Source organism: Acinetobacter chinensis (assembly GCF_002165375.2).
GTDB lineage: Bacteria > Pseudomonadota > Gammaproteobacteria > Pseudomonadales > Moraxellaceae > Acinetobacter > Acinetobacter chinensis.
The window spans coordinates 3,383,698-3,408,807 of sequence record NZ_CP032134.1; the positions used below are offsets into that span (position 1 = coordinate 3,383,698).

Consider the following 25,110-nt stretch of genomic DNA (forward strand, 5'->3'; position numbering starts at 1 on the left):
TATGATTAAATGGCTACCTCTTTCCCCAACAAGTGCGTTAAATGTTGTCGCGCAGCATCATCGATCTGCTGTTTATCAACTTTAATATAAGCAACCTGCTGGTCAGACATCACCACGACCTCTTCAATACCACGAATGGATAAAAGCTGAGAAGTCCATTCGTCCGTTTGTTTACCTTCAGGCAAACTGAACACAAAAGAAGAAAGATAACGTGGCTGAGCCAACCCAAAACTGACGAGCAGCCAGATTATAGCAATACCGGTCAGGATACTCCAACCCAGCGCAGTATTATTCAGCATCAGCAGTTGTCCACCCAGCGTCCCTCCTGCGAAAGCCCCCAGGAACTGAGCACTGGCATTGACTCCCATCGCAGTGGCTTTGGACTGAATCGGTGCAGATTTGGACATCCATGAAGGCAACAGCGCCTCCATCACATTAAAAGCAATAAAAAATAAACCCAGTCCCAGCAGCAGTACATAACGGGACTCATAACCAAAGATTAAAATGGCAAGACCCGCAACGATACCACCAATGGCAGTTAAGAAAATGCCCCGCATTTTGCGGTATTTTTCAGCCAGGATAATACTTGGAAAGGCAAAAAACAGACTGATTACCAATAAAGGTAAATACACAATACCGTGTTTTGAAAGCGGGATATCTGCATAACCAATCAGTTGTGACGGCACATAAATGAACATTGCTGTCAGCAGTAAATGCAGTGAAAATACCGAAACATGCAGACGGTTCAGGTCTTTCATTTTCAGTACCTGCTTCAGCTGTTTCAGATAACCCTGCCGGAAGTTTTTATGATGACGTGTGGTTTTAGGTACCATGAACAGCATCAATATTGCCAGCAGACCCATCAGGGTCGTCACCCAGAACAGCCCTGAGATACCGACCAGACTGGTCAGCCACGGTCCAAGACTGAATGCCACCACAAAGGACATTCCAATACTCATGCCCATGACTGCCATGGCTTTGGTACGCTGTTCTTCACGGGTCACATCGGCAAGCAATGCCATAACCACCGCCGAAACTGCACCTGCTCCAGCAATCGCCCGTCCAATAATCACACCATAAATGGTTTCAGACATCGCAGCGATTGCACCACCTAAGGCAAATAACAATAAGCCAAATACAATAAGCGGTTTACGACTGAAACGGTCAGCCCACAGACTGAATGGAATCTGTAAAAGTGCCTGACTTAAACCGTACACGCCAACTGCAAGACCAATCAATGCAGGTGTTGCATGCGCATAGGACTGCCCCGCAACAGCAAATACAGGAATAATCATGAACAGACCGAGCATGCGTAAGGCAAAAATACTGCTTAGGGCAAAAGTTGAGCGGCGTTCCAGTGCATTCATCATATTTACAGGCTTTAATTTCAGGACAGTCTGAGTAATTTCACATCATCGCATATTGCAGTGGCTTTGTGGAAATCGTAAATCAAAAAGGGCGCAAATCTGCGCCCTTCATTGTAATCATTTTTCTTAAAAAAGGATTAACCGATGCGTTCCTGACGTTTCGTATACTGAATGGATGCAATCACTGCCCATACAATAAACGCCACACCGATCAGACCGGTTACCACTTCAGGTACGTGTACCCCTGTGCCACTCGCCAGCATAATAAATGCCAGTGCACCAATGGCATAATGCGCACCGTGCTCCAGGTAAATATAAGCATCCAGTGTGCCTTTTTCCACCAGGTAAATGGTCATCGAACGCACGAACATCGCACCGATCGCTAAGCCCAGCATAATGATCACAACGTCCGAGGTAATCGCAAATGCGCCGATTACACCATCAAAGCTGAATGATGCATCCAGCACTTCCAGATAAATAAAACCACCAATACCGGCTTTAATCACACCTGTTGGTGCGCCATTGGAGTCATGTCCTACAGCATTGCCGTCTTCATCGACTTCAGGTTCACCACCCAGTAAATGACTGAGTACCTGTACGCCTACATAAACCACAATCCCCCAGATCCCTGCCATAACAACAACCAGACGGGTATCTTCAGCAATGTTTGCTGCCATGATCAGTAAAGCAATCAGCGCAAGAAAAACCGACATCGCAGGGACATTGGCCAGGCTTGCGAGACGTTTTTCCAGCCACTTGAACCAGTGTGTATCTTTACCTTCATCCAGGAAGAAGTTTAAAAACACCAGGAGCAAGAATGAACCACCAAAAGCAGCAATCTCTGCATGATGTGCCATCAGTTTTTTCGAATATTCAATTGGGTTATTCAGTGCCATCTGTACAACTTCAAACATACCCATGTCTGCGGTCACAGCAACGATCACCACAGGGAAAACCAGTCGCATACCAAAAACAGCAATCAGAATACCGACTGTCAGGAAGATCATTTTCCAGAAATGATCCCAGTTGCGCAGTACAGAAGCATTGACAACAGCATTGTCAAAAGACAATGACACTTCCATCACAGCAAGAATTGCAGTAATGGTCAATGCCGTGAACATGGCCTGTATTCCTGCATTCGGACCGTGATTCAGCCCCCAGTATGCAGATATTCCCAGACACACGATCGTAAAAATAATTGAGAAACCAAAATGTTTCCACATGACAGATCGACCTTAGAAAATATTTTAATCGGGTTAAACTTAAATTTGATTAAGCTTGAATGATCGCAATTATGACGACTTTTTCACATTTATCCAAAAGACTTCGTATGATTTTTTTTGATATCCATGACTCCCTGAAAAACATGTCATTTCTTCGCCATCAATCTCTTGATATAGTCCTGCCATTCAACGGTTATTATTCAGGATTTTATAATGAGTTTTTCTCAGGATGTCTGGCAACGCAATCTGGAACTGTACCAGAAAACCCTGGCGCTTCCCTTTAACCAGGAGCTTGCCAAAGGGACATTGAGCCGTGAAGCTTTCTGTCATTATGTCATTCAGGATGCACATTACCTGGTTGCCTATGGTCGCGCACTCGCTGTCTGTGGTGCTAAAGCCTATGAAGCGGATGACATTATCCAGTTCACTCAGGGTGCAAAAGAAGCCATCGTGGTGGAGCGCAGCCTGCATGATGGCTTTATGAAAGATTTTGGTATCAGCAAAGCAGACTTTGAAAATACGCCTCTGACACTTGCCTGCCATCATTACACTTCATTTTTAACGGCAACAGCATGGTCAGAAAGCTATCCTGTTGTACTGGCATCCCTGCTGCCATGTTTCTGGATTTATGCAGAAGTGGGCAAAGACATTGTGAGCAGTTCTGTGCCAAACAATCCTTATCAGGCATGGGTGGATACCTATTCAGGCGAAGACTTCAATGAAGCAGTACGCAATGTACTGGCAACCATTGACCGTATAGCTGAACGTGCCGATGCCGATACACTGGAAAAAATGCACAAAGCCTATACCAAAGGAGCTGAACTTGAATGGCTGTTCTGGGACAGTGCTTACCATCAGAAACAGTGGGCTGGATTAAGCCTCTGAATCACTGTATCTGATAAAAAAAGCCCTCGTGAGTGAGGGCTTTTTTATTACGGGTCTGTTCAACCTCTGGTTTTATTCCATCCCAGATAAATCATGGCACAGAGAATTACGCCCCAGATCAGCCAGCGTGCTTCAAAAATTGATCTTCTGGCCTCATTTTTCGCAGTGTTCTGAGCAACATTGCCCTGAAACTTATGCGCAGGATTCAATGCTGCAATTTTTTCAATATCATTCGGTTTTTCACCCTGACCCACGATCAGATACACCGCTTTAACTTCTACGTCTTCCAGCTGCGGGAACTGAACAGAAAGCTCGGACTGCCCATTATGGTTATACTGTGGAACCCATTCATCCACTCGCCCCATAACACGTGCACGGGTCGTATCAAAAATCTGTGTATCCTTGATTTCTGCCGACGTCTGCTTTTCAATCAACTTATTCAGTTCTTCAAATTCTTTAAATGAATACTTCTGAACTCTGGCTATCTGATCAGACTCCACCTGAAGGCTGTCTTTCTGTAACGCAGGATTATTTTTAAATAAAATGCCCTGAGGTAACAGCTGCAAATCAAGAAAATAATGCCCTGATGCCGTTTTGTCCTGAAGTACAACATAAACAGCACTCCAGACCTGATCGCTTGCCGCAATTTCAGGTAAAACCACTTCATATTTCTGCTGATCAATCAGATCAAAATATTGATTGAATGCCAGAATTTTTGTTGCATCCTGAGCCTGACTCCAGCCACTGCATACCAGTGTGAAGATCAGTAATAATAATTTCCCCATTTATTATCCCAATATTTTCCATTTCTAATTTCAGGAAATTATAAATAAATCACAGAGCTGTAAATATATGTAAACCACCCGAAACTTTTGATTTATTATTTGTTTTTATTATTGAAAAACATAAAGTTATTTGACAAACCCATCCTTATCTCTTAAATATAACAAAGCCCGTCACTTCCTGCCAGTACCTGTTTTTTTATGACATTTCAGGCACAAACTCAAAAATCTGCGCTGAAATGCAAAAAATCTTTTTTAGATGCCTTTCAGATTGTCAAAACCTGTCCCAGCCAGTCCAATATCCACTTTGGTGATTTCATATTCAGCAACGCTCTGAAAAGGATCAGTGCTTAAGAGCTCCTCCAGTTCAGACAATGGCATATCTTTCACCAGAAATATTCCACCTGTCACAGGATTTTTTCTGCCGGCAGCGATCAGATCACCGCTGGCAAGATGAGGTTTCAGCCACTGAATATGTGCTTTTAACAGCAGATCAACTTCTTCCAGGCTTTTCTGATACTTTAAATTTACAATATACATCTGCGCTTCCTTTATTTATCCCAACCCGTTTTTAATTCAATATTAAAGTACTTCATTAAGAAAAATAATGATTCCATCCTGAAACAAGCAGCGTTGCTGTAACTATCCAGCACAGCGTAGCTATGCTCAGACATGACCAGATGGGGAATTTTGTCGCGAGCAGATAGACCACCAGCAAATAAATAAAATACGGGATTAAAGACCACATACCAAACAGTGCTGTCTGCTTTAACGCCTCGGTACCTTTGTCCTGCGACACGATCACATGTGCAATCAGAGCAAAGGTCGGAAACAGTGGAACCAGTCCAGCAATATAAAATGCTTTCGACCTGGACAGCAGGGATATCAGCAGCACAACGGCTGCCCCGACTGTACATTTCAAAAAGAGTGACAGCATCCCTGCTCCCTTAAAATATCCGTAAAACAAAACCCTGTATTGAACAGCCTTATCCGGAAACATGTTCAGATCTGTTCTTTACAGACCACTCAGAATAAATGTATCACCAGCAGTGCAATCAAGGCAGGCAGTGCCTGAATATATAAAATCTTTTTACTTGCAGTCATTGCCCCATAAACACCAGCGACCAGCACACAGCCCAGAAAGAATGTTGCAAGATGAACTGAAAAAGGAGGTGCGGCAAATAAAGACCAGATCAGTCCTGCTGCCAGAAATCCATTATATAAACCTTGATTCTGCGCCAGTACTTTGGTCAGCTGCGCTTTTTCAGGTGTATTGCCAAAGGCTTTTAAACCGGCAGGTTTATCCCAGAGGAACATTTCCAGTACTAAAAAGTAGATGTGCAGCAGTGCAATGACTGCGATCAGAATTTTGCCAATGATCATGTGATGACTGTCCTTTATTTTTATGTGGCGAATAAACCTATTCTAAATGGATTTTAGCTGACAGTAACAGCTTCACGCATAAAAAGTGAACTTTATCTGTATTGCAGCGTTTATATGCAGATATGACTGAACAAAGACACCTGATCCGACATAAATTGTCGTGAAAAAACGAATTAATACAGCTTGAACAAAATTAAATCGCTATCATATATCACTTTAAATTTGCACAATTCCGAGACTGTTTTATGAGCCAAAGTCATATCCGTATTCGAGGCGCACGTACCCATAACTTAAAAAATGTGTCCCTTGATATTCCACGCGACAAGTTTGTGGTGATCACGGGACTTTCAGGCTCAGGAAAGTCATCTCTGGCATTTGACACTTTATATGCCGAAGGTCAGCGTCGTTATGTCGAATCGCTTTCCGCTTATGCACGTCAGTTTTTATCACAGATGGAAAAGCCAGAGGTCGATTCGATTGAGGGTCTAAGCCCAGCCATTGCCATCGAACAGAAATCGACCAGTCATAACCCACGTTCAACCGTGGGAACCATTACTGAAATTTATGACTATTTACGTCTGCTCTATGCACGTGTCGGAACACCGTACTGTCCTGAACATGACTTGCCGATGGTTGCACAGACTGTGTCGGAAATGGTCGATGTTGTAAAAGGTCTGGAAGAAGGTACAGCATTGATGCTGCTTGCCCCTGTGGTACGTGACCGTAAAGGCGAATACAGCAATCTGTTTGAACAACTGCAAAGTCAGGGTTTTGTACGTGCCCGTGTTGATGGCGAAGTCATTGATATCGATACCCCACCTGAACTCGATAAAAAGAAAAAGCATACTATCGAAGTGGTGGTAGATCGTTTTAAAGTCCGTGATGATCTCGGCAACCGTATTGCGGAAAGTTTTGAAACTGCACTGCGTTTAGGTGGCGATATTGCAGTTTTATCATGGATGAATGGCGAACAGCCTGAGCGAGTATTTTCAGCCAAACACTCCTGTCCTGAATGTGACCGCGCCGTTGCTGAACTCGAACCACGCCTGTTTTCATTTAACAATCCATTCGGTGCATGTCCAACCTGTGATGGTTTAGGAACACGTAGCCATTTCAGTGCAGACAAACTGATTCCAAGCCCTGATGTGTCAATCAGCCAAGGCGCAATTCGTGGTTGGGACAGACAGCGCCCATACTATTACAGCATGATTGAAAAAGTGGCTGCACATTTCGGTTTTTCTTTGGATACACCGTGGAATGAACTGGATGCTGACACCAAAAAGAAATTTTTATACGGTACAGGCAAAGAAAAAGTTGATCTAAGTTATGTCGATGAACGTGGTCGTAAACACAGTCGTGTGCAAGCCTTTGAAGGAATTTTGCCACACTTGGAACGTCGCTATCGTGAAACTGAAAGCAACTATGTCCGTGATGATCTGGCACAGTATTTATCCAATGCTGCCTGCGATGCCTGTGGTGGTTCTCGTCTGAATGAAATTTCACGTCATGTCCGCGTCAAAGACAAAACCATTGCACAGATCACTAAAATGTCGATTGGCGATGCAGAACATTATTATCAGGATTTAAATCTTGAGGGTGCAAAAGGTGAAATTGCCGATAAAATTTTTAAAGAAATCCGTGAGCGTCTGCACTTCCTTGTTTCTGTCGGTCTGAATTATTTAAGCCTGTCACGTTCTGCAGAAACGCTGTCTGGCGGTGAAGCACAGCGTATTCGTTTAGCTTCGCAAATTGGTGCAGGTTTAATGGGTGTGATGTACGTCCTCGATGAACCATCGATTGGTCTACATCAACGTGATAATGATCGTCTACTGGAAACTTTGGTACGTTTACGTGACCTCGGCAATACCGTTTTAGTCGTTGAGCATGATGAAGATGCGATTCGTGCTGCCGATCATATTATTGATATCGGTCCTGGTGCAGGAATTCACGGCGGTCATGTGATTGCCGAAGGGACTTATGATGAAATTCTGGCAAATAAAGAGTCTTTAACAGGTCAATATCTGTCAGGTAAATTAAAAATCGAAGTACCGAAACAGCGTACTCAACCACCTAAGCCTGATGAAAAAATCAAGCTGATGGGTGCATGTGGTCATAACCTACAGAATGTCGATTTAACCATTCCGCTTGGCATTATGACCTGTGTAACAGGTGTTTCAGGTTCTGGTAAATCAACCTTGATTAACCGTACTTTGTTACCGCTTGCAGCGACTCAGCTCAATGGTGCAACGACACTTACAGCTGAGAAATTTGACTCGATTGATGGTTTACAGTTTCTCGATAAAGTCGTCGATATTGACCAAAGCCCGATTGGTCGTACACCACGTTCTAACCCTGCAACGTATACAGGTTTATTCACGCCAATCCGAGAACTGTTTGCGCAAACACCTGAAGCTAAAGCACGTGGTTATGCTGCGGGTCGTTTCTCGTTTAACGTGAAAGGTGGTCGCTGTGAAGCCTGTGAGGGTGACGGCATGATCAAAGTGGCTATGCATTTCTTACCTGATATGTATGTGCCATGCGATGCTTGTCATGGTGATCGTTACAACCGTGAAACGTTGGAAGTTGGCTATAAGGGTAAAAATATTTCTGATGTTTTGGGCATGACCGTTGAAGATGCAATGCATTTCTTTGATGCAATTCCTGTGATTCACCGTCGCCTGGAAACTTTAAACCAGGTCGGTCTGGGTTATATCCGTTTGGGTCAATCTGCCACTACCCTTTCAGGTGGTGAAGCACAGCGTGTCAAACTGGCTCGTGAACTGGCGAAGCGTGATACAGGTAAGACCTTATATGTACTGGATGAACCAACCACAGGTCTGCATTTCCATGATATTGCGAAGCTTCTGGATATTCTTCATGAGCTACGCAACAAGGGTAATACCATTGTGGTAATTGAGCATAATCTGGATGTGATTAAAACTGCCGACTGGGTGATTGATCTGGGTCCTGAAGGTGGTGCTGGTGGTGGTCAGATTATTGCTGAGGGTACACCTGAAGAAGTATCAAAATCTAAAATTTCACATACGGCGAAGTTCTTGAAGCCGATGCTGAAGTAATCCTCCAATCTTTTATTAACATTAGACACAATAATTTTTTGAGATTTATTATATTTAAGATAAATCTCAAGTAAATTACATAGCATTAGTATCTGATTTACTTCATAATTATTTAAAAATTTCACCAAACTTTTGAATAATATGAATTTACCTGAGCCAAAAAACTTACCATACAAAACGCTTCTTGCGGATATTGAAAAAGGTTTAATCAAAATCCCCCAGTTTCAGAGAGAGTACGTCTGGAGTCTGGAACGCGCAGCCAATTTAATTGACAGTATCCTTAAAGGATATCCTATCGGTACTTTCATAACATGGAAAACCAAAGAAACCCTACGTGTAGTCAAAGATCTTGGGAATGTCAGCTTACCTCCTGTACCAGATGGTGACTTTGCAGAATATGTACTCGATGGTCAGCAGCGGTTGACCAGCCTTTTCTGTGCATTGAAAGGACTGACTATAAAAAGAGGTTCAAAACAGGATGACTTCAGTAAAATTTACATTAACCTCAAAGCAACTTATGAAGAGCAAATCGTCACTATAGATATCAGCAATCTGGAAGAGAAATCCTTTATCAGTCTGACTGATTTAATCAATGCCAGTTTCATTACATTAAGCAGTTATGATCCAAAGTTTCACACTAGACTGGCTGAATACCAGCAAACAATCCTTGGATATAATTTTTCCTTAATTGAAGTTAAAGAAGCATCTATTGATGTTGCAACTGAAATCTTTACCCGTATTAATGTAGGGGGTAAACCTTTATCACTGTTTGAAATTATGGTTGCTAAAACATACGATTCAACTCAGAAATTTGATCTTTCCGAAAAATATGAAAATCTTATAAAGTCACTTAAAAAAGTTGAATATGACACTATTTCAGATGCAACAGTCCTACAGATAGTTTCTTTACTTCTAAGTAAGGAATGTAGCCGAAAACATATTCTCCACCTCAATAAAAATGACTTTATTGCTATTTGGGATAAAGTGGTCATTGCCATAGAAGCTGCTGTAGATTATTTCAGAAGCTATTATCGTATCCCTGTTTCAAAGCTGTTGCCTTATAACTCTTTATTAGCTCCTTTTGCCTATTTCTTTTATTATCATAAAGATAAACCTTTGGAACAGAAACAAAAATTGCTGGAAGATTTTTTTTGGCGAGTCAGCCTGGGAGGAAGATACTCAAGTGCGGTAGAGAGTAAACTCGCTCAGGATATTAAAAAAATAGATCACATTTTAAACGAAAAACTCCCTGTTTATGACTGGTCTATTGACACATCTCCTGAATTCATTAGAAAAAATGGGAACTTCAATGCCGGAAGAAGTTATATCAAAGCTCTTTTATGCATACTGGCATATCAACGCCCTGTCTCATTTATTGATGGTGCAATTGTCCACATTAGTAATAATTGGCTACAACGAGCCAACAGTAAAAACTATCATCACTTTTTCCCAAAAGCTTATTTAAATAAATTAAATATTTTTGAAAATCAAAGCAACCATATAGCCAACATTACAATTGTTGATGATTTCTTAAACAAAAGAAAAATAGGTGCAAAAGCACCTTCAGAGTATATGACCACTTTTCAAAAGCAAAACTCATCACTTGATGATCATATGCAAACACACCTAATTCATCTGAATGAATCAGGTATTTTTGAAAATGACTATGAGCTCTTCATCACTAGACGATGCAATATTTTTTCACAAGAAATCAGCAAACGTTTATTACTTACAGATAATGATACTTTAGATAGCCAACCTTTAAGCATTGATGAAATGGATCCTGAGATAGAAAACGGGGGATATGTTTTCACTGATTAACTATCTATTAAATTAATTGATTCAGAATAAATGACCCTATTTATTCTGAATCAATCCAATCAATTACCTTAAATAAAAAAACACACCCAATTTATCCAGTACATCCAGAGTCAACTGTTTTCTTTCTCCAACATCATCACCCTGCTCCATCTGCATATTCAAAGCAAAAGCCGTCACCTTGCCATGACCATCATCCACCCAACCGGTATACCAGCCCACCTGAGGGTTCACATCCATGCCCCAGCCACTTTTAGCATACAGCTTCGCATCTCCACGACCTTCTATATACAGCATATCTTTCACCTGCTTTTGTACAGCAGTATCAAAACCCAGCTGCTCAGTCGCAAGTCCATACGCAAATCGAGCCTCCTGTTCAGGCGTGATTTTCAGTGGCCCCACCAGCCAGAAGTTATCAACCTGCTTCCCAATGTCTGCATTACCAAAACCGGCACGCCGGACTTCCTGCTGCATCAGTTCAAGCCCTATCCGTCTTGCCAGTTCCTGATAGACCGGTACAGCTGAAGCCTGCATCGCCTGAGCTAAAGTCATGTCCTTTTCCCACGCAGGAAAAGAGCGTTTTTCACCATTCCATTTAAAAACTTCTGTCGAAGTCGCTTTATCATGCTGCAAACCAATCAAAGCATTCAGCATTTTAAAAGTGGATGCAGGAATATACTCAGTCTGAGCACGTGTTAAATCATTGCCATAACGTTTAAGTACAGTGCCATCAAAAGTGACAAAAACAGCCTGCGCACCTGCTTCATTAAACAGCTGTAGGATCTGCTGTATCCGACTGTCTTCTGTCTTTGAAGATATGAATGGTGACTTCTGCTGATTGTCCGCAGACATCATGACTCCCCCGGAACATGCGCTCAGCATCCACGCTGAAACTGCAAAAAACAGTGTTTTTTTCATCGTCAAAATTTCAAAAGTGTTTCCCTATTATAAAAACTATCGCTCTGTATAACTGTACAGTTGTGTATTTTTATCCCTTGTCTCTGAACAGCACCGTGCAGAATATTCTGTTTATTTTTATGTCAGATATTTTTATGATAAATTCTGACTCATCTTAAAACCGTATCATTAAACAATTTACTTTACTGACTAATTAAAATTAATGCTAAAAATGAATAAATATCTGCTCTCTGTCAGTCTTGCACTGATTTCTTTACATACTCTTGCCGAAGGTTATATGAATGAAAATATGGTGATTTTCAGTTCATCCTCCGATGGCAGCAATAACCCATGGCAGGCAAATCCCAAATGTACACCTGTCATTCAGAAAACCTCCACAACTCAAACCTGGTCAGTTCAGTATAACTATCCAGATGGTTCACCTTTGACCTCCAGATTTTCAACTACAGCAAAGCCATCCATGAAAGCGGCTGAATGTGAACATCTGGTTCATTTTCCTGACAATATCCAGAGTTCAGGGACGTTTGAAAGTTTTTATCCAGACGGCAAACTGCGTAGCCGTATTCCATACACTGACGGCATTTACAATGGAAAACTGACTTTCTGGTTCGCCAGTGGTTTAAAAGAACAGGAATCCACCCTGCACAACGGAGTATCAGATGGTGAATACCGCATCTGGCATCCCAATGGTCAGCTGGCACTGTCCATGAGCTATAAAGATGATACTCAGCATGGTATGAAACAGCGCTGGTATGAAGACAGCCAACCCTGGACCTATGTACGTTTTGAAAATGGTCAGATGCAGGGTGAGCTGAAACAGTGGTTCAGAAATGGTCAGATGGAACGCCAGGGCGAATACCGAAAAGGACAACGCCACGGTACCTATAAAGCCTGGTACGATGACGGAACACCGCAGGCTGTGCTGAATTATCAGACAGGAAAAATCATCTCTGCACAATGCTGGAATGAAATGAACAAACCAGTTTCAACAAAACAGTGTATAGACTGGTTCAAAGACGAAGAATAACTTTCAGTGTGGAAGTTTTCAGGCTTCCACAATATTTTTACCATTTTCCTTAGCCCGCAACAGTGCCTGATCTGCCTTGACAAGCAGTTCTTCCCAGTTTTCCGCACCCACAGCCACACCGGAACTCACAGATATACTGAACTGATCAAACTGCTTATTGTCTGCGATCGCAGTCCGGATTTTCTCAGCAATTTCGAACAGGGTCTTTATCTGCATTTTTGCAAAAAGAATCAGAAACTCATCGCCCCCATAGCGAACCACCAGATCATCTGACCGAACATGACGTTTCAGCTGATCGGCAATAAAACAGATCACCTGATCGCCAACCACATGCCCATAGCTGTCATTAATCTGTTTAAAGTTATCAATATCCAGCACAATCAAACCTGTATTAAGCAATCCTGAAGACGATGTTTCCAGAGCGCTGACATATTCATCCAGTGCCAGCCGGTTAGAGACGCCTGTTAGATTATCTGTAGCAGCATGATTACGCAGCTGATTTTCCAATACATCCCTCTGGCGCAGCATCCCCTGAAGTTTCTGGATCGCTTCAAGCAGAGAAATCTTTTCCAGTGCTTTCTCTGATATGAGCTTCTTCTCTCCATACTGGGACAGATCAAGTAATGTATTTCTTGCGTAGATTAGAGGTTTAAACACCTTATTACGTGCGTACAGCAAAGTAAAAACAGCAGCTCCCAGAGAAATCAGGGTCAGTATCAGCCTGAAACCCAGACGCTGTCCGGCTTTCTGAACATCATCCTCTGCAACGTTCTGACTGTAATCCAGCAGATAGTGCTGTAAGTCCACAACTGTGGCAAATTTACTGACCATTTTTTCAGTCAGCTGAACGCCTGAAACCGAATACGGTAAACCATTGATACTTTCCTCAATCAGTCCAGAGACCATAGGTATTCCCTGATCCAGAAATTCTGTTTTTACCTGATGGTGCAATGCTGTATATTCCGGCGTTCTGGCATTATCCTGTTGCAGTGTATTAATCAGATCCCATAAATAGCTGATCTGCTTCTGCGTCTGCAAAGACCTGACCAGGTTGTCTTTGGGAATTCTCTCATTGAAGGAAACATAAGGTAAAATACTGGAAGCCATACGCCCTGCCTGATCACGCAAATCAGCCAGGATAAAGATTGTGGTGTAATAGCTGGAAACCGTAGTGTCTTTCGCCACGGAAGACAGCAACACATTCCTCAGTCCCTCATAGCATCTGTCCCAGGCACTGAACATCTGACGAACCGCATAATCATATTCAGCGGGTGTTCTCGCCTCTGTTGAAAGTAAAGAAACCCGATCCACATCATGACGAGCCTGCCGCAAAGACTCTCCCAGTTCTTTTTCCAGCTGAACAGCGACAAGCTGGAAGCCTGACTGTTTCAACACATCAACAGTCTGCTGAAACTGAAGATCCACCTCTGAACGGTATTGTTTCAATTCCTGCTGATGCACATGAAAATCAGCTGCTGCTCCCGACATCAGTTTATTTGCCGGAGCCCGCTCTCTGGATACTTTATTGGCAAGCTCAGCAACAGCCCGCATTGAATTGATTTCCACCAGTGTGGTCGATGCTTTTTTGTAATACTGATAACTGCTGTAAATTAAAGGCAATGAAATCAAAAGAATGCATAAAATAATTGCAATCATGGACCAAAACAGCTTTTTTCTTATATGTTCAGAACGCAAATTTGCCATGATCTGATACACCCCAATACCTGTTCATTATGTTGACCTGCTGGAAAAAGTACAGAAGCCATATTATTCAGATTTTATTTTTACATAAAAATAAAATATTTACATAAAATAATCATAACATTTATCACTTTTTTATGTATTAAATGATTTATATCAATAATTTGATTATAAATGCTAATAAACACACATTACACTGTTCGAATTATTTTTCTGACAACGATGAAAACACGGTCTGTAAAAATATTTATATTGTTAAATATCAATGATATACAATCAAGTTAAAAAATATTTACACCCGCATCAAATTAGTGCATAATGCCCCTCAATAGGGCAAGATAAGATTATTCCTCAGCAGATTTTCTGAATTTTCCCGATATTTTGGCGAAAAACCCCGGTTTCTTTAAGGAAATCGGGGTTTTTTATTGCTGATAACTATTAATCGACAATTATCATATGATTTAACGCACTATTATAGTGCAATAATTTTAATCTTTTAACAGACCTGTTTTTCAGGCAAAAAAAAGCCCAACCTTGGGGAAAGTTGGGCAGATAAAAGTAAAACTTTTGTGGAGTCTGCATTGCAACGCTGTATCAAAACAACACATCGCAACACAAGTAATAAATCATGAGAGAAATCACGAAACTATTACATAAAGTTGACCAAAGTAGTCAGACTTGATTTTCAGATTATGAGCTAAATCACAAATTATGTAAAGTCCGATGAATTGAATGTATTTGTCTAATATCTCAAAATATTTAAAAAACATTATACTTAATCACAGAATGACTATTATTTTGATCATTTTTAAAACAATCTAATTATTTAGGTAAACCAGCAGGCCTAAATCAGAAATTTATGTCATTTTTTATTCAGATTTCATCAGGAATTAAACCACTAATAAATTGATATTTTCAATCAATAAATACAAATCAATCTGTTTTATTTATGATTAATTTTCCTCATTTATCTGTCTTATTTTCCTGTCAGATTATTTCGGTCAGCTTATTCACTTGTTCTAAAAACAGTTTTTAGGTTGACAAAGTAAAGCTTAATTGTGCTTTTTTTAACCGTTACTATATTTAGAATAATTGCTCAATAAAATAATGTTCTTTTAGTTCATTGACTTAATAAAATGTTACAATACAATGCACAATGTTTAATCCATTTTTAACAAAACTGGTAACTATTATGAAAAAACTCGGTTTAGCCACTGCTTTATTATTAGCCATGACCGGTGCTCAAGCATATCAATTTGAAGTACAAGGTCAGTCTGAATATATTGACAACACAGTAAATGACAAAAACTTTACTGGTGCTGTTCAAGGGACTTACTACTTCAAAAATGTTGATTCTTCAAAAGGTCCACTGGCTGAAGCAGCGTTCTTAAACCAGGCTTCAAATGCATCCCTGGCTTATAACTATGGTGATTACGACGTTAAAGCTGATGCTGACAAAAACTTCGTATCTCACACAATCGGTGCAAAAGCTGAAGCTTATGTTCCTACTAAAGTTGTTCCTGTTTACGCAAGCGTTAACTACAACCACACAATCACTGACGGTAAAGACGGTCAGAAAGATGATGATGGCGACCGTTATGCACTTGAGTTCGGTGCGGTAGTTGCGCCTAACTTCCTTGTAGCTGTTGGTTATACAAGTGTTGCTGACCAGACTTCTTATGATGCTTTCAACATCATGAACAACGGTGTTGCTAAAGCTGCGCTTGAGTCTGCTGCAATCAACCAGGATCAGGATGCGATCACTGCACGTGCTAAATACGTAGGTGCTATTGATGGTACTAACATGGCTGTAGGTTTTGAATCTGGTATCGTTTACGGTGAAGATACTGCTTACAACCTGAAAACAGATCTTTATTTGACTCCTGCTTTAAGCGTTGGTGCTTCTTACGCTGAATCAAGCTATGCTGGTTCTCCAGACAAAGCATGGGCTGCAAACGTAAACTACTTCATCACTCCTGCTGTTGCAGTTGGTGCAAGCTACGTAAATGCAAACTACGAAGCTGATAAAACAGCTCGTACAACAGTTCGTGACACTCAGACTGTTGGCTTAAATGCTAAATTCCGCTTCTAAGTTATTTTAGAAACTGAATCAGAAAAGGACGCTTATGCGTCCTTTTTTTGTCTTCGTTATTTCAGCTGTTCCGGTGTCCGAACCAGATTCAGGAAATGCAGATGACGCTCATACTGATCAATAATATCCTGTAACAGATCTTCCTGTGTCCAGCCCATGACATCGTAGTTCTGCCCACCTTCCCTCAAAAAAACTTCTGCCTGATAATATTCAGCATCCATACCGTCATTGACCATAAACTCTGGTGGTGTCGTTTCACGTGAAACAACCTGGTAAATGAAATTGATTTCATTCAGATGATCCACCCTGAGCTGGAGTCCTGCCTCGACCTCTGAAATACTGACATCCAGTTTACGCTGCTGGAACTCATGCTGAATACTGAGAAAAGCCTGATGTACCGACTGAGCAATAAACTGTTTCACCTCGTCCTGCGTATGTGGATAATGCATGATCAGTCCTAGACGCTGCTGCCAGCTACGGGGATTCTGAATCGCACGGGGGGTAATGCGGGCAAGCTGTAAGGCTTCCATTTTAGTGGCATCCAGCCGTAATGCTTTCAGCAGTCCCCAACAGATCAACAGCATAATAAAAGTAAACGGTAATGCACTCATCATGGTTGCAGACTGGAGTGCCCCCAGTCCTCCCACGAGCAACAGTACAACTGCAAGTACCGCCATGAGCACAACCCAGAACAGGCGCTGCCATGCAGGAGAATCTTCAGTTTTTGCAGTCAGAATATCGGTCACCAGTGCCCCTGAATCTGCCGATGTCACAAAAAACAGCATGACCAGTATGGTTGCAACTGAACTCATCACGCCTGAAAATGGCAAAGTATGCAGAAATTCAAATAAAGCAACGGATGAGTCTTTCTGCACAGCCAGCATGAGACCCGTGTTTGCCTCCTGTAAAATACTGTACAGTGCAGAGTTCCCCATAAAGCCCATCCAGATCAGGGTAAAACCTGTCGGAATCAGCAGTACGCCGGAAATGAACTCTCTGATGCTCCGTCCACGGGATACACGGGCAATAAACATTCCTACAAATGGCGACCATGAAATCCACCATGCCCAGTACATGATGGTCCAGCCCCCTATCCAGCCATCTGACTGATAGGCATAAAGGTTAAATGTCATGCTGAACAGGCTGGAAATGTACTGACCGACATTCTGAACCGTTGTCTGCAGCAGATAAATCGTTGAACCTGCAAAAAACACAAACAACAGCAACAGTAGTGCAAGCCCCAGATTCAGTTCTGAAAGCCGTTTAATCCCTTTATCCAGTCCAAGAAATACGGACAGAGATGCCATGGCACTGACCACAACAATCAGAATGACCTGTGTCACAGCCGACTGCTCTACACCAAACAGATAGTTCAGACCGGAATTGATCTGTGTCACACCAAAACCCAGTGTGGTCGCAACACCGAAAACTGTTCCGATAGTGGCAAAAGTATCGACCGCATCCCCTGCGGGTCCATAGATTTTTTTACCAATGATCGGATAGAGTGCCGAACGTACTTTTAAAGGTAAATTATGCCGATACGCAAAATAAGCCAGGGATAATCCTACGACAGTATAGATAGCCCAGGCATGTAATCCCCAGTGAAAAAAAGTGATACGCATAGCCTGCTGGGCAGCCTGAATAGTCTGTGCCTCACCAGCAGGAGGAGAAACATAGTGCATGACCGGTTCAGCCACACCAAAGAACATCAGACCAATCCCCATACCTGCGGTAAACAGCATGGCAAACCATGATGAATTGCTGTAACTGGGCTCGCTGTGTTCAGGACCGAGCTTGATTTTACCCATGTCTGAGCATGCAATATAAATCAGCAGAATCAGAAAAATGGCAACGGAGAGTACATAAAACCAACTGAAGGAATCTGTAATCCACTGGTTCATCTGCCTGGTCACCAGGTCAAATGCATTGGGAGCAAGTAACACAACTGCCAGAAATGCGGCAATTGTCAGAACAGTACTGAAAAATACGTTCGGGTTAATATTGGAAAACCATGTTGATTTTCTGGAAGGCATAACTCCTCCAATTTTATTTTTTGAAAAGAATGACAGACCATGCAGGTCAGAGAAGATGTTCAGCAAAGTAAACAAAAAGCGGGTTCAGTGAAAATGAATTAAACCCAGACTCAGGATAAATCAGGATGGCGCAGACTGCAGTTTCATTCCTGTAACATTATTATCTTAGTGATTCTGCAGCATAGAAGTGCTCAGTCACGTGAACGCTCATCCGGCTTAGGGCGTTCAGGCAGATGTGCAATGTACTGCAGGGCAATCAGGCGCGAAACAATCAGTGCCAGATACATCACACCAGTGAACATCTGAAGCATGGCAAGAACCCGTGCCAGAGGGCTCATCGGTATCAGATCTGACAGACCCGTCGCCGACTGCAGGCTGAAGCTCAGAAACAGTAAATCCAGCCAGGACTGTAAACCTGAAACATTCGGATTCTGAAAACTGCCAGGTATCAGCAGCTGGCAGATGCTGTACAGAAATGCAAATCCCCAGGCGAGTAAAGTAAAGACTGCACCCGCTGCAAACAGCTCATCACGGGTCAGATAACGATCCGCAAACATATAACGCAGCAAGCCATAGGCAGCCACGAAGTAAGCCGCCGCTTCAAAGACGTGTGCCACTACCTGAACCGTAATATTTTTCACACCAAACAGGATGGGGATGGAAAAGATCACCGCCCCACCGACAAAACTGAGCCCCAGGAAAGTAAATACAGGGGTCTGACGAATGACTTTCGCAATCAGCAGCAGCACCAGTACACCAAGTGCCCAGGTCAGTGCTCTGAATGAAAGACTGTCATACGTCAGTAATGATAAAAATAAAAGCAGAATCTGTATAAGCAACAGCCATGCTGATGGTAAACCGCGGAATACCCGCCAGAAATCTACAAAAGCCTGCATGTTATTGTCCTGAGGGCTGATTGTTATTTTACTTGCTGAAAATTAACACAATTGAAGTGTTATTCTTTAATGATTTTGTATATCTGCCGAATTTTTATATACGTTTAACACGGTGGTTCATCCATAAAAAAAGCCCCGAATGGGGCTTTTTTTATCGGGCGGGATCAGTGATCTGATGCGCCAGAGATACCGATACCAGTCTGTGAACGTACAAACTGTGCATCAAACGCTTTGCGTTCTGCTTCTGCACGAGCAGAGCTGTCAGTTACAGAGAACAACCAGCAGCAGAAGAATGCAAGTGGCATAGCGAAGATAGCTGGACCATTGTATGGGTTGATTGGTGTTTCAGCAATTTTGAATGTATCCACCCATACTGCTTTAGACAGAATGATCAATGTTACAGCTGTTACCAGACCAACCACACCACCAATTACAGCACCACGTGTTGTTAAGCCTTTCCAGAACATAGACAGAACAAGTACTGGGAAGTTTGCACAAGCTGCTACAGAGAATGCTAAACCAACCATGAACGCAACGTTCTGTTTCTCGAAAATGATACCCAGGATCATTGCAAAGATCGCAAGACCAAGAGTCGCAATTTTAGACATGCGCAGTTCAGATTCAGGAGTCGTCTGACCTTTCTTGAATACGTTTGCATACAGGTCATGAGAGATTGCTGAAGCACCAGACAGTGTCAGACCCGCTACAACCGCAAGGATTGTTGCAAATGCTACTGCTGAAATGAAGCCCATGAACAGGTCGCCGCCCACTGCATCAGACAGGTGAACCGCAGCCATGTTGTTACCACCAACAAGCTCAAGCTTGCCAGTTACCGCCATTTTTGCAACATCAATGAACTGTGGGTTGTTTGAAACAAACAGGATCGCACCGAAACCAATGATGAAAGTAAGAAGATAGAAGTAACCAATGAAACCAGTTGCAACCACTACAGATTTACGAGCTTCTTTTGCATCTTTTACAGTGAAGAAACGCATCAGGATGTGTGGAAGACCCGCTGTACCGAACATCAATGCAAGACCTAAAGAAATCGCATCAATCGGGTTGGACGCAAGGCTGCCAGGACCCATGATCTTGGTTGCATCAGACAGGCTGATGTCATGTACCTGACTATAAATCGCAATTGACTGTTCAAACATGTTAGTGAAGCTGAAACCTACAGCCTTCATTACCATGAACGCCATGAACGTTGCACCGGACAGCAGCATAACTGCTTTAATGATCTGTACCCATGTTGTCGCCAGCATACCACCGAAGATTACATAAGCCATCATCAGTAAGCCAACGATCACAACTGCGATGTTATAGTTCAGACCGAACAGTAATTTGATTAACTGACCTGCACCTACCATCTGAGCGATCAGATAGAATGCTACAACAACCAGCGAGCTTACAGCTGCCAGTGTACGGACAGGTTTTTCAGCCAGACGGAATGAAACCACGTCAGACAGGTTATATTTACCTAAGTTACGAAGACGTTCAGCAACCAGGAACAGTACGATTGGCCAGCCAACCATGAAGCCCAGAGAGTACAGCAGACCATCAAAGCCTGAACTGAACACCATTGCGGAAATACCCAGGAAAGATGCTGCTGACATATAGTCACCGGCAATTGCCAGACCGTTCTGGAAACCAGAAATACCACCACCTGCGGTATAGAAATCCTGTGTGCTGGTCGTCTGTCTTGCTGCCCATTTAGTAATGAACAGGGTCAGACCCACGAAAATAGCAAACATGATGATTGCATGCCAGTTGGTTGACTGCTGTTCAGCAGCACCCAGGTCTGGACCTGCCATTGCCATGCCTGACATCAGCAGCGTCGAAGCAGCAAGTGCTTTCGATTTAATAGAATTCCATTTCATAAAATTACTGTCCTTTATTCTGAGCAATAGCTTCCACTTCTTTCATTGCCTCTTCATTCAAGGCATCCAGCTTGTTGTTCGCGATATACGAATACACGCCACAGAGTATGAAAGAAAGAACAATAATGCCCAGACCGAGCGGCATACCCCACGTGGTGACGCCACCACTTACCGAACTCATTAAAAACTCTTTGTTATAGCCAACTAAAAGCATGAAGCCAACATAGACAATCAGCATAATTGCTGTCAGTGTCCAGCTTAATCGACTTTTTCTGCTGACCATTTCCTTAAATTTTGGATTCTGTAGAATACGATCTACGTGTACTTCATCCATAACAATGCTCCTGTACGCACCCAGCCGTGGGCACAAATTTTTAATTCGAATTATTTCGCACCTAAAAGTAACAATCTTAGGGGGTTCTTGTAATTTAGACTTTGGTCGTTAAATTTTGAGCAATTCAGGCTGATGAAGTTCATCATGAGGTATCATAGCCCCATGGTTGTGGAACTTCAGACACTATGAACAGCTGGCTCATCATGGGGGTACTTGCCCTCTATATCGCATTACTTTTTATCTGTGCTTTTTTTGGTGAAAAGCACGCAAGCCGACTCAGCACCCGTGGTCGTATGCTGCTGTTCAGTCTGACCCTGGGGGTCTACTGTTCATCCTGGACTTTTTATGGTGCAACAGGCGCTGCGGTCCGTGAGGGAATTATTTTCCTGCCCATCTACCTGGGGCCCTTGCTGTTTGTCGCTTTAGGTTATGACATCTGGCGACGGCTTGGACGTGTCCGTCAGCACCATGCAATTTCCTCCATTGCCGATTTTGTTGCAGCGCGCTACGGAAAAAGTGGTCCACTGGCATCCCTGGTGACCATTCTTGCTGTTATTGCCATTATTCCTTATCTGGCTTTACAGCTGCGTGCCATTGCACTCAGTGCAGCCGTCATCCTGGATCAGAACACCAATATTGCCCAGACCACCAATGGCGTGCTTCTGTTGACAGCTGTACTGGCAATTCTGGCCATGATGTTTGGAACACGGCAGATTGCAAACACTGAACAGCACGGCGGTCTGATGCTGGCTGTTGCTTTTGAGTCTTTTGTAAAACTCTTTGCACTGCTCTGTGTTGCACTGTTCTTTATGTTTGATGCACCTGAAAATATTCACCAGATTTCATCCGATGTTGCCCATACATTCAAAGAAGTTCAGTTGCTGGGCGTGCCTGAAACGTTCTGGATACAGACACTGCTTGCAGCACTGGCAATTATCTGTCTGCCACGCCAGTTTCACGTTGCTGTCGTTGAACTGCGCGATGAAAAACATATCCGTGGTGCCCGCAGATGGTTTGCCGTTTATCTGATTCTGACCACGCTTGCCATTATTCCAATTGCCAGCTGGGCACTGCATGCTGCACCCGAATACCTGGCGATTCCCGATGTTGCCGTGCTGTCCTTACCCGTCAGCTATGGTCAGGACTGGTTAACCCTGCTGGCGTTTCTGGGTGGATTCTCCGCTTCCACAGGCATGTTGCTGGTGTCTTCAGTCGCACTGTCCATCATGCTCAGTAATGACCTGATCATGCCTGCATTGTGGAAAATCGGTGTGCTGTCACGCCATGACAAACGACTCCCACTGGTACTGAAGTTCACCCGTCGGGTCTGTATTCTTGCCGTCATGCTGCTGGGCTTTCTGTTTTTCCATTTCTTTAATGATATCGACAAACTGTCTGTTTTTGGCTTGCTGGCATTCAGTGCGGTTGCTCAGTTTTCACCTGCCCTGATCGGAGGGCTGTACTGGCGCGGGGGCAGTAAACAGGGTGTATATGCCGGGCTGATTGTGGGTTTTGTCATGTGGGCTTATACCCTGCTCCTGCCGACCATTCTGCAGAGTCTGCCCGCTCAGTTCGTTGACTTCAGTTCACATTTCCTGAATCTGGGGCCATTTGGTCTGAACTGGTTACGTCCTGAAGCTCTGTTTGGATTTGAATCCTTTGCACCACTGACACATGGTGTGATCTGGTCACTCGGTCTGAATATTATTTTATATATCTGGATTTCCAGAATCTTCCGTCCTGGGATTGCAGAACAGATTCAGGCTGAAAGTTTCTTCTATTATGAAACCAAACCCCTGCCTGCACAGAACACCAGCACAGAGATCAACTATTTACACCATGATGTTGCCAAACTCAAAGTCGGGGATCTGATTGCACTTGCCAAACGGATTACCGGTGAGGGACCAACCACTCATGCATTCCGTCAGTTCTGTACCCTGAACAATGTCGTACTGAATGAAAACAGCAGTGCCAACGGCATGTGGTGGCGTTTTACCGAACAGTACCTGGCAGGCACCATTGGTGCAGCATCTGCACGGACACTGCTGACCACTGCTATGGTCAACAACGGACTTGCTCTGGGACAGGTTGCCAATATCCTCGATCAGGCATCACAATGGCAGCGCTTCAACCAGAATCTGATCATGACCATGATTGACCACATGACTCAGGGGGTCAGTGTGGTGGATGAAAATATGTGCCTGGTCGCATGGAACAACCAGTATTTAAAACTGTTCGATTATCCTAAAGACCTTGTGTATGTCGGCTGCCCGATTTCAGATCTGATCCGATATAACGCAGAACGTGGCGAATGTGGTCCAGGCTCTGTCGAAGAACATGTCCGGAAGCGTATGCACTGGATGAAAGTCGGCAGTGCGCATGAGTTCGAGCGGATCCGTAAGGATGGTCGTGTCATTCAGATGAGGGGTAACCCAATTGAAGGCGGTGGTTTTGTAACCACATTTGCCGACATTACCGCTTTCCGTGAAAATGAAGCCGTACTTGAAGCCCGGGTTTCTGACCGTACCCAGCAGCTGGCAAATGCACTGGCTGAACAGCAGCTGGCACGTGAACAGGCTGATAAAGCCAACATGTCCAAAAGCCGGTTTATTGCCGCAGCCAGTCACGATTTATTACAGCCGATGCATGCAGCCCGCCTGTTCAGTACCGCACTGGAACAGAGTATTCAGTCCGATGAAGATCGAAAAACACTGCAACAGCTGGACCGTGCCCTGCATGGTGCAGAAAGTATGCTCTCTGCCCTGCTTGATATTGCCCGTCTTGAAGGTGGCACCATTCAGCCTAAACGTCAGGCTTATCCATTACACGACCTGTTGAGTGACCTGGAACTGCAGTTCAAGTCCATTGCTGCTCAACGCTCCATTCAGCTGAAAGTTCATGATGCTCAGTTCTGGATTGATACAGATCCTCAGTGGATCCGCCGGATTATTCAGAATTTTGTCAGCAATGCCCTGCGTTATACCGCACGGGGTCGGGTTGTGGTTGGCGTTCTGCGCTCCACTGCACGTCCAGGACATATCAGGATCGGGGTCTGGGACACAGGTCCAGGTATTGCCGAAGAACAGCGGATCAAGCTGTTTCAGGAATTTGAACGCTGTGGACATACCTCTCCATGGGGCGAACAGGGGCTTGGACTTGGACTTGCCATTGTACAGCGCATGACCAGCCTGCTGGATTATCCGGTTCATGTCTACTCTGAACTGGGCAAAGGTTCATGCTTTATGATCGAAGTGCCTGTGGTTGCTGCTCCAAAAGTAGTGTCCACACCTGTACAGGCGATCCCGCTGAAAACCCGTGCCTACAAAGTACTGTGCCTGGACAATGACGAAACTATTCTTGAAGGCATGAGTACCCTGCTCAGTAAATGGGGTTATCAGGTGTTTAAAGCCACAGAACCTGAACAGGCAATAAAACTGATTCAGCAGGAAAATATACAGGTCTGGCTGGTCGATCAGCACCTGAATCACGATAAAATTGGACTGGATTTTATTCTGGACAACCGTCAGGACAATGTCCCTGTTGCACTGATTACCGCAGATTCAGATCCAGAACTGCCACAGCGTCTGAAAGAGCTGAATATCGTACTGCTGAAAAAACCGCTGAAACCGGCTTCATTACGTTCATGGCTTTCAGGTCTGAAAATATCAGAAAACTGATCCTTCAGATGCTGCCC

General features: G+C 43.4%; 18 protein-coding genes. 6 read left to right on the forward strand and 12 right to left on the reverse strand.

Annotated elements, in window-relative coordinates; translation table 11 throughout:
• Positions 1-5: 5 nt before the first annotated feature.
• Together CDG60_RS17120 and CDG60_RS17125 are read right to left on the reverse strand one after the other, a co-directional pair.
• A complete protein-coding gene (locus CDG60_RS17120; protein ID WP_087512064.1) occupies positions 6-1,370 on the reverse strand; it encodes an MFS transporter in 1,365 nt (454 codons plus the stop codon).
• Positions 1,371-1,504: 134 nt separating this feature from the next.
• Positions 1,505-2,590 (reverse strand): DUF475 domain-containing protein, encoded by a 1,086-nt coding sequence (locus CDG60_RS17125; protein WP_087512063.1) that lies wholly within the window; start codon positions 2,588-2,590, stop codon positions 1,505-1,507.
• 213 nt (positions 2,591-2,803) lie between these two features.
• On the opposite strand from CDG60_RS17125, the gene tenA reads away from it, so the two are divergent.
• Complete coding sequence (gene tenA, locus CDG60_RS17130) at positions 2,804-3,475, forward strand: thiaminase II (protein ID WP_087512062.1); 672 nt, start codon at positions 2,804-2,806, stop codon at positions 3,473-3,475.
• A gap of 59 nt (positions 3,476-3,534) precedes the next feature.
• Here tenA and CDG60_RS17135 read toward each other — a convergent pair whose 3' ends face one another.
• From CDG60_RS17135 to CDG60_RS17150, 4 genes are all read right to left on the reverse strand, one after another.
• Positions 3,535-4,260: a hypothetical protein gene (locus tag CDG60_RS17135; protein WP_087512061.1), complete on the reverse strand. Its 726-nt coding sequence runs from the start codon at positions 4,258-4,260 to the stop codon at positions 3,535-3,537.
• A 252-nt stretch (positions 4,261-4,512) separates the two neighbouring features.
• Positions 4,513-4,797, reverse strand: coding sequence for a YciI family protein (locus CDG60_RS17140; protein ID WP_087512060.1), 285 nt, complete (start codon positions 4,795-4,797; stop codon positions 4,513-4,515).
• A 55-nt stretch (positions 4,798-4,852) separates the two neighbouring features.
• Positions 4,853-5,194, reverse strand: coding sequence for a GlpM family protein (locus tag CDG60_RS17145; RefSeq protein WP_087512059.1), 342 nt, complete (start codon positions 5,192-5,194; stop codon positions 4,853-4,855).
• An 89-nt stretch (positions 5,195-5,283) separates the two neighbouring features.
• Entirely contained in the window at positions 5,284-5,637 is a 354-nt protein-coding gene (locus CDG60_RS17150) for a DUF1304 domain-containing protein (protein ID WP_087512199.1), read from the reverse strand.
• 248 nt (positions 5,638-5,885) lie between these two features.
• Between CDG60_RS17150 and uvrA the strand changes: the two genes are divergently transcribed.
• Both uvrA and CDG60_RS17160 read left to right on the forward strand, forming a co-directional pair.
• Positions 5,886-8,717 (forward strand): excinuclease ABC subunit UvrA, encoded by a 2,832-nt coding sequence (uvrA, locus tag CDG60_RS17155; protein WP_087512058.1) that lies wholly within the window; start codon positions 5,886-5,888, stop codon positions 8,715-8,717.
• Between the two features lie 141 nt (positions 8,718-8,858).
• On the forward strand, positions 8,859-10,538 hold the full coding sequence (locus CDG60_RS17160; protein ID WP_087512057.1) for a DUF262 domain-containing protein: 1,680 nt from the start codon (positions 8,859-8,861) through the stop codon (positions 10,536-10,538).
• Positions 10,539-10,601: 63 nt separating this feature from the next.
• Here the strand turns inward: CDG60_RS17160 and CDG60_RS17165 are convergent, their stop codons facing one another.
• Entirely contained in the window at positions 10,602-11,453 is an 852-nt protein-coding gene (locus tag CDG60_RS17165) for an OXA-727 family class D beta-lactamase OXA-727 (RefSeq protein ID WP_114272532.1), read from the reverse strand.
• Positions 11,454-11,664: 211 nt separating this feature from the next.
• On the opposite strand from CDG60_RS17165, the gene CDG60_RS17170 reads away from it, so the two are divergent.
• The gene (locus CDG60_RS17170; RefSeq protein WP_160117077.1) at positions 11,665-12,480 is read left to right on the forward strand and encodes a toxin-antitoxin system YwqK family antitoxin; all 816 of its coding nucleotides are present in this window, start codon (positions 11,665-11,667) and stop codon (positions 12,478-12,480) included.
• A gap of 18 nt (positions 12,481-12,498) precedes the next feature.
• On the opposite strand, the gene CDG60_RS17175 is transcribed toward CDG60_RS17170, so the two are convergent.
• On the reverse strand, positions 12,499-14,136 hold the full coding sequence (locus tag CDG60_RS17175) for a GGDEF domain-containing protein (protein ID WP_227542900.1): 1,638 nt from the start codon (positions 14,134-14,136) through the stop codon (positions 12,499-12,501).
• Between the two features lie 1,237 nt (positions 14,137-15,373).
• Here CDG60_RS17175 and omp33-36 point away from each other — a divergent pair.
• The gene (gene omp33-36, locus CDG60_RS17180) at positions 15,374-16,273 is read left to right on the forward strand and encodes a porin Omp33-36 (RefSeq protein ID WP_087512055.1); all 900 of its coding nucleotides are present in this window, start codon (positions 15,374-15,376) and stop codon (positions 16,271-16,273) included.
• A gap of 56 nt (positions 16,274-16,329) precedes the next feature.
• Here the strand turns inward: omp33-36 and CDG60_RS17185 are convergent, their stop codons facing one another.
• From CDG60_RS17185 to CDG60_RS17200, 4 genes are all read right to left on the reverse strand, one after another.
• The gene (locus tag CDG60_RS17185; protein ID WP_087512196.1) at positions 16,330-18,306 is read right to left on the reverse strand and encodes a glycine betaine transporter; all 1,977 of its coding nucleotides are present in this window, start codon (positions 18,304-18,306) and stop codon (positions 16,330-16,332) included.
• A 191-nt stretch (positions 18,307-18,497) separates the two neighbouring features.
• Positions 18,498-19,202, reverse strand: a complete 705-nt coding sequence (locus CDG60_RS17190; RefSeq protein WP_087512054.1) for an ion channel — start codon at positions 19,200-19,202, stop codon at positions 18,498-18,500.
• Positions 19,203-19,366: 164 nt separating this feature from the next.
• A complete protein-coding gene (locus CDG60_RS17195; protein WP_087512053.1) occupies positions 19,367-21,082 on the reverse strand; it encodes a cation acetate symporter in 1,716 nt (571 codons plus the stop codon).
• A gap of 4 nt (positions 21,083-21,086) precedes the next feature.
• Positions 21,087-21,416 (reverse strand): DUF485 domain-containing protein, encoded by a 330-nt coding sequence (locus CDG60_RS17200; RefSeq protein WP_087512052.1) that lies wholly within the window; start codon positions 21,414-21,416, stop codon positions 21,087-21,089.
• 185 nt (positions 21,417-21,601) lie between these two features.
• On the opposite strand from CDG60_RS17200, the gene emaS reads away from it, so the two are divergent.
• A complete protein-coding gene (gene emaS, locus CDG60_RS17205) occupies positions 21,602-25,093 on the forward strand; it encodes a two-component system sensor kinase EmaS (protein ID WP_087512051.1) in 3,492 nt (1,163 codons plus the stop codon).
• Positions 25,094-25,110 lie beyond the last annotated feature (17 nt).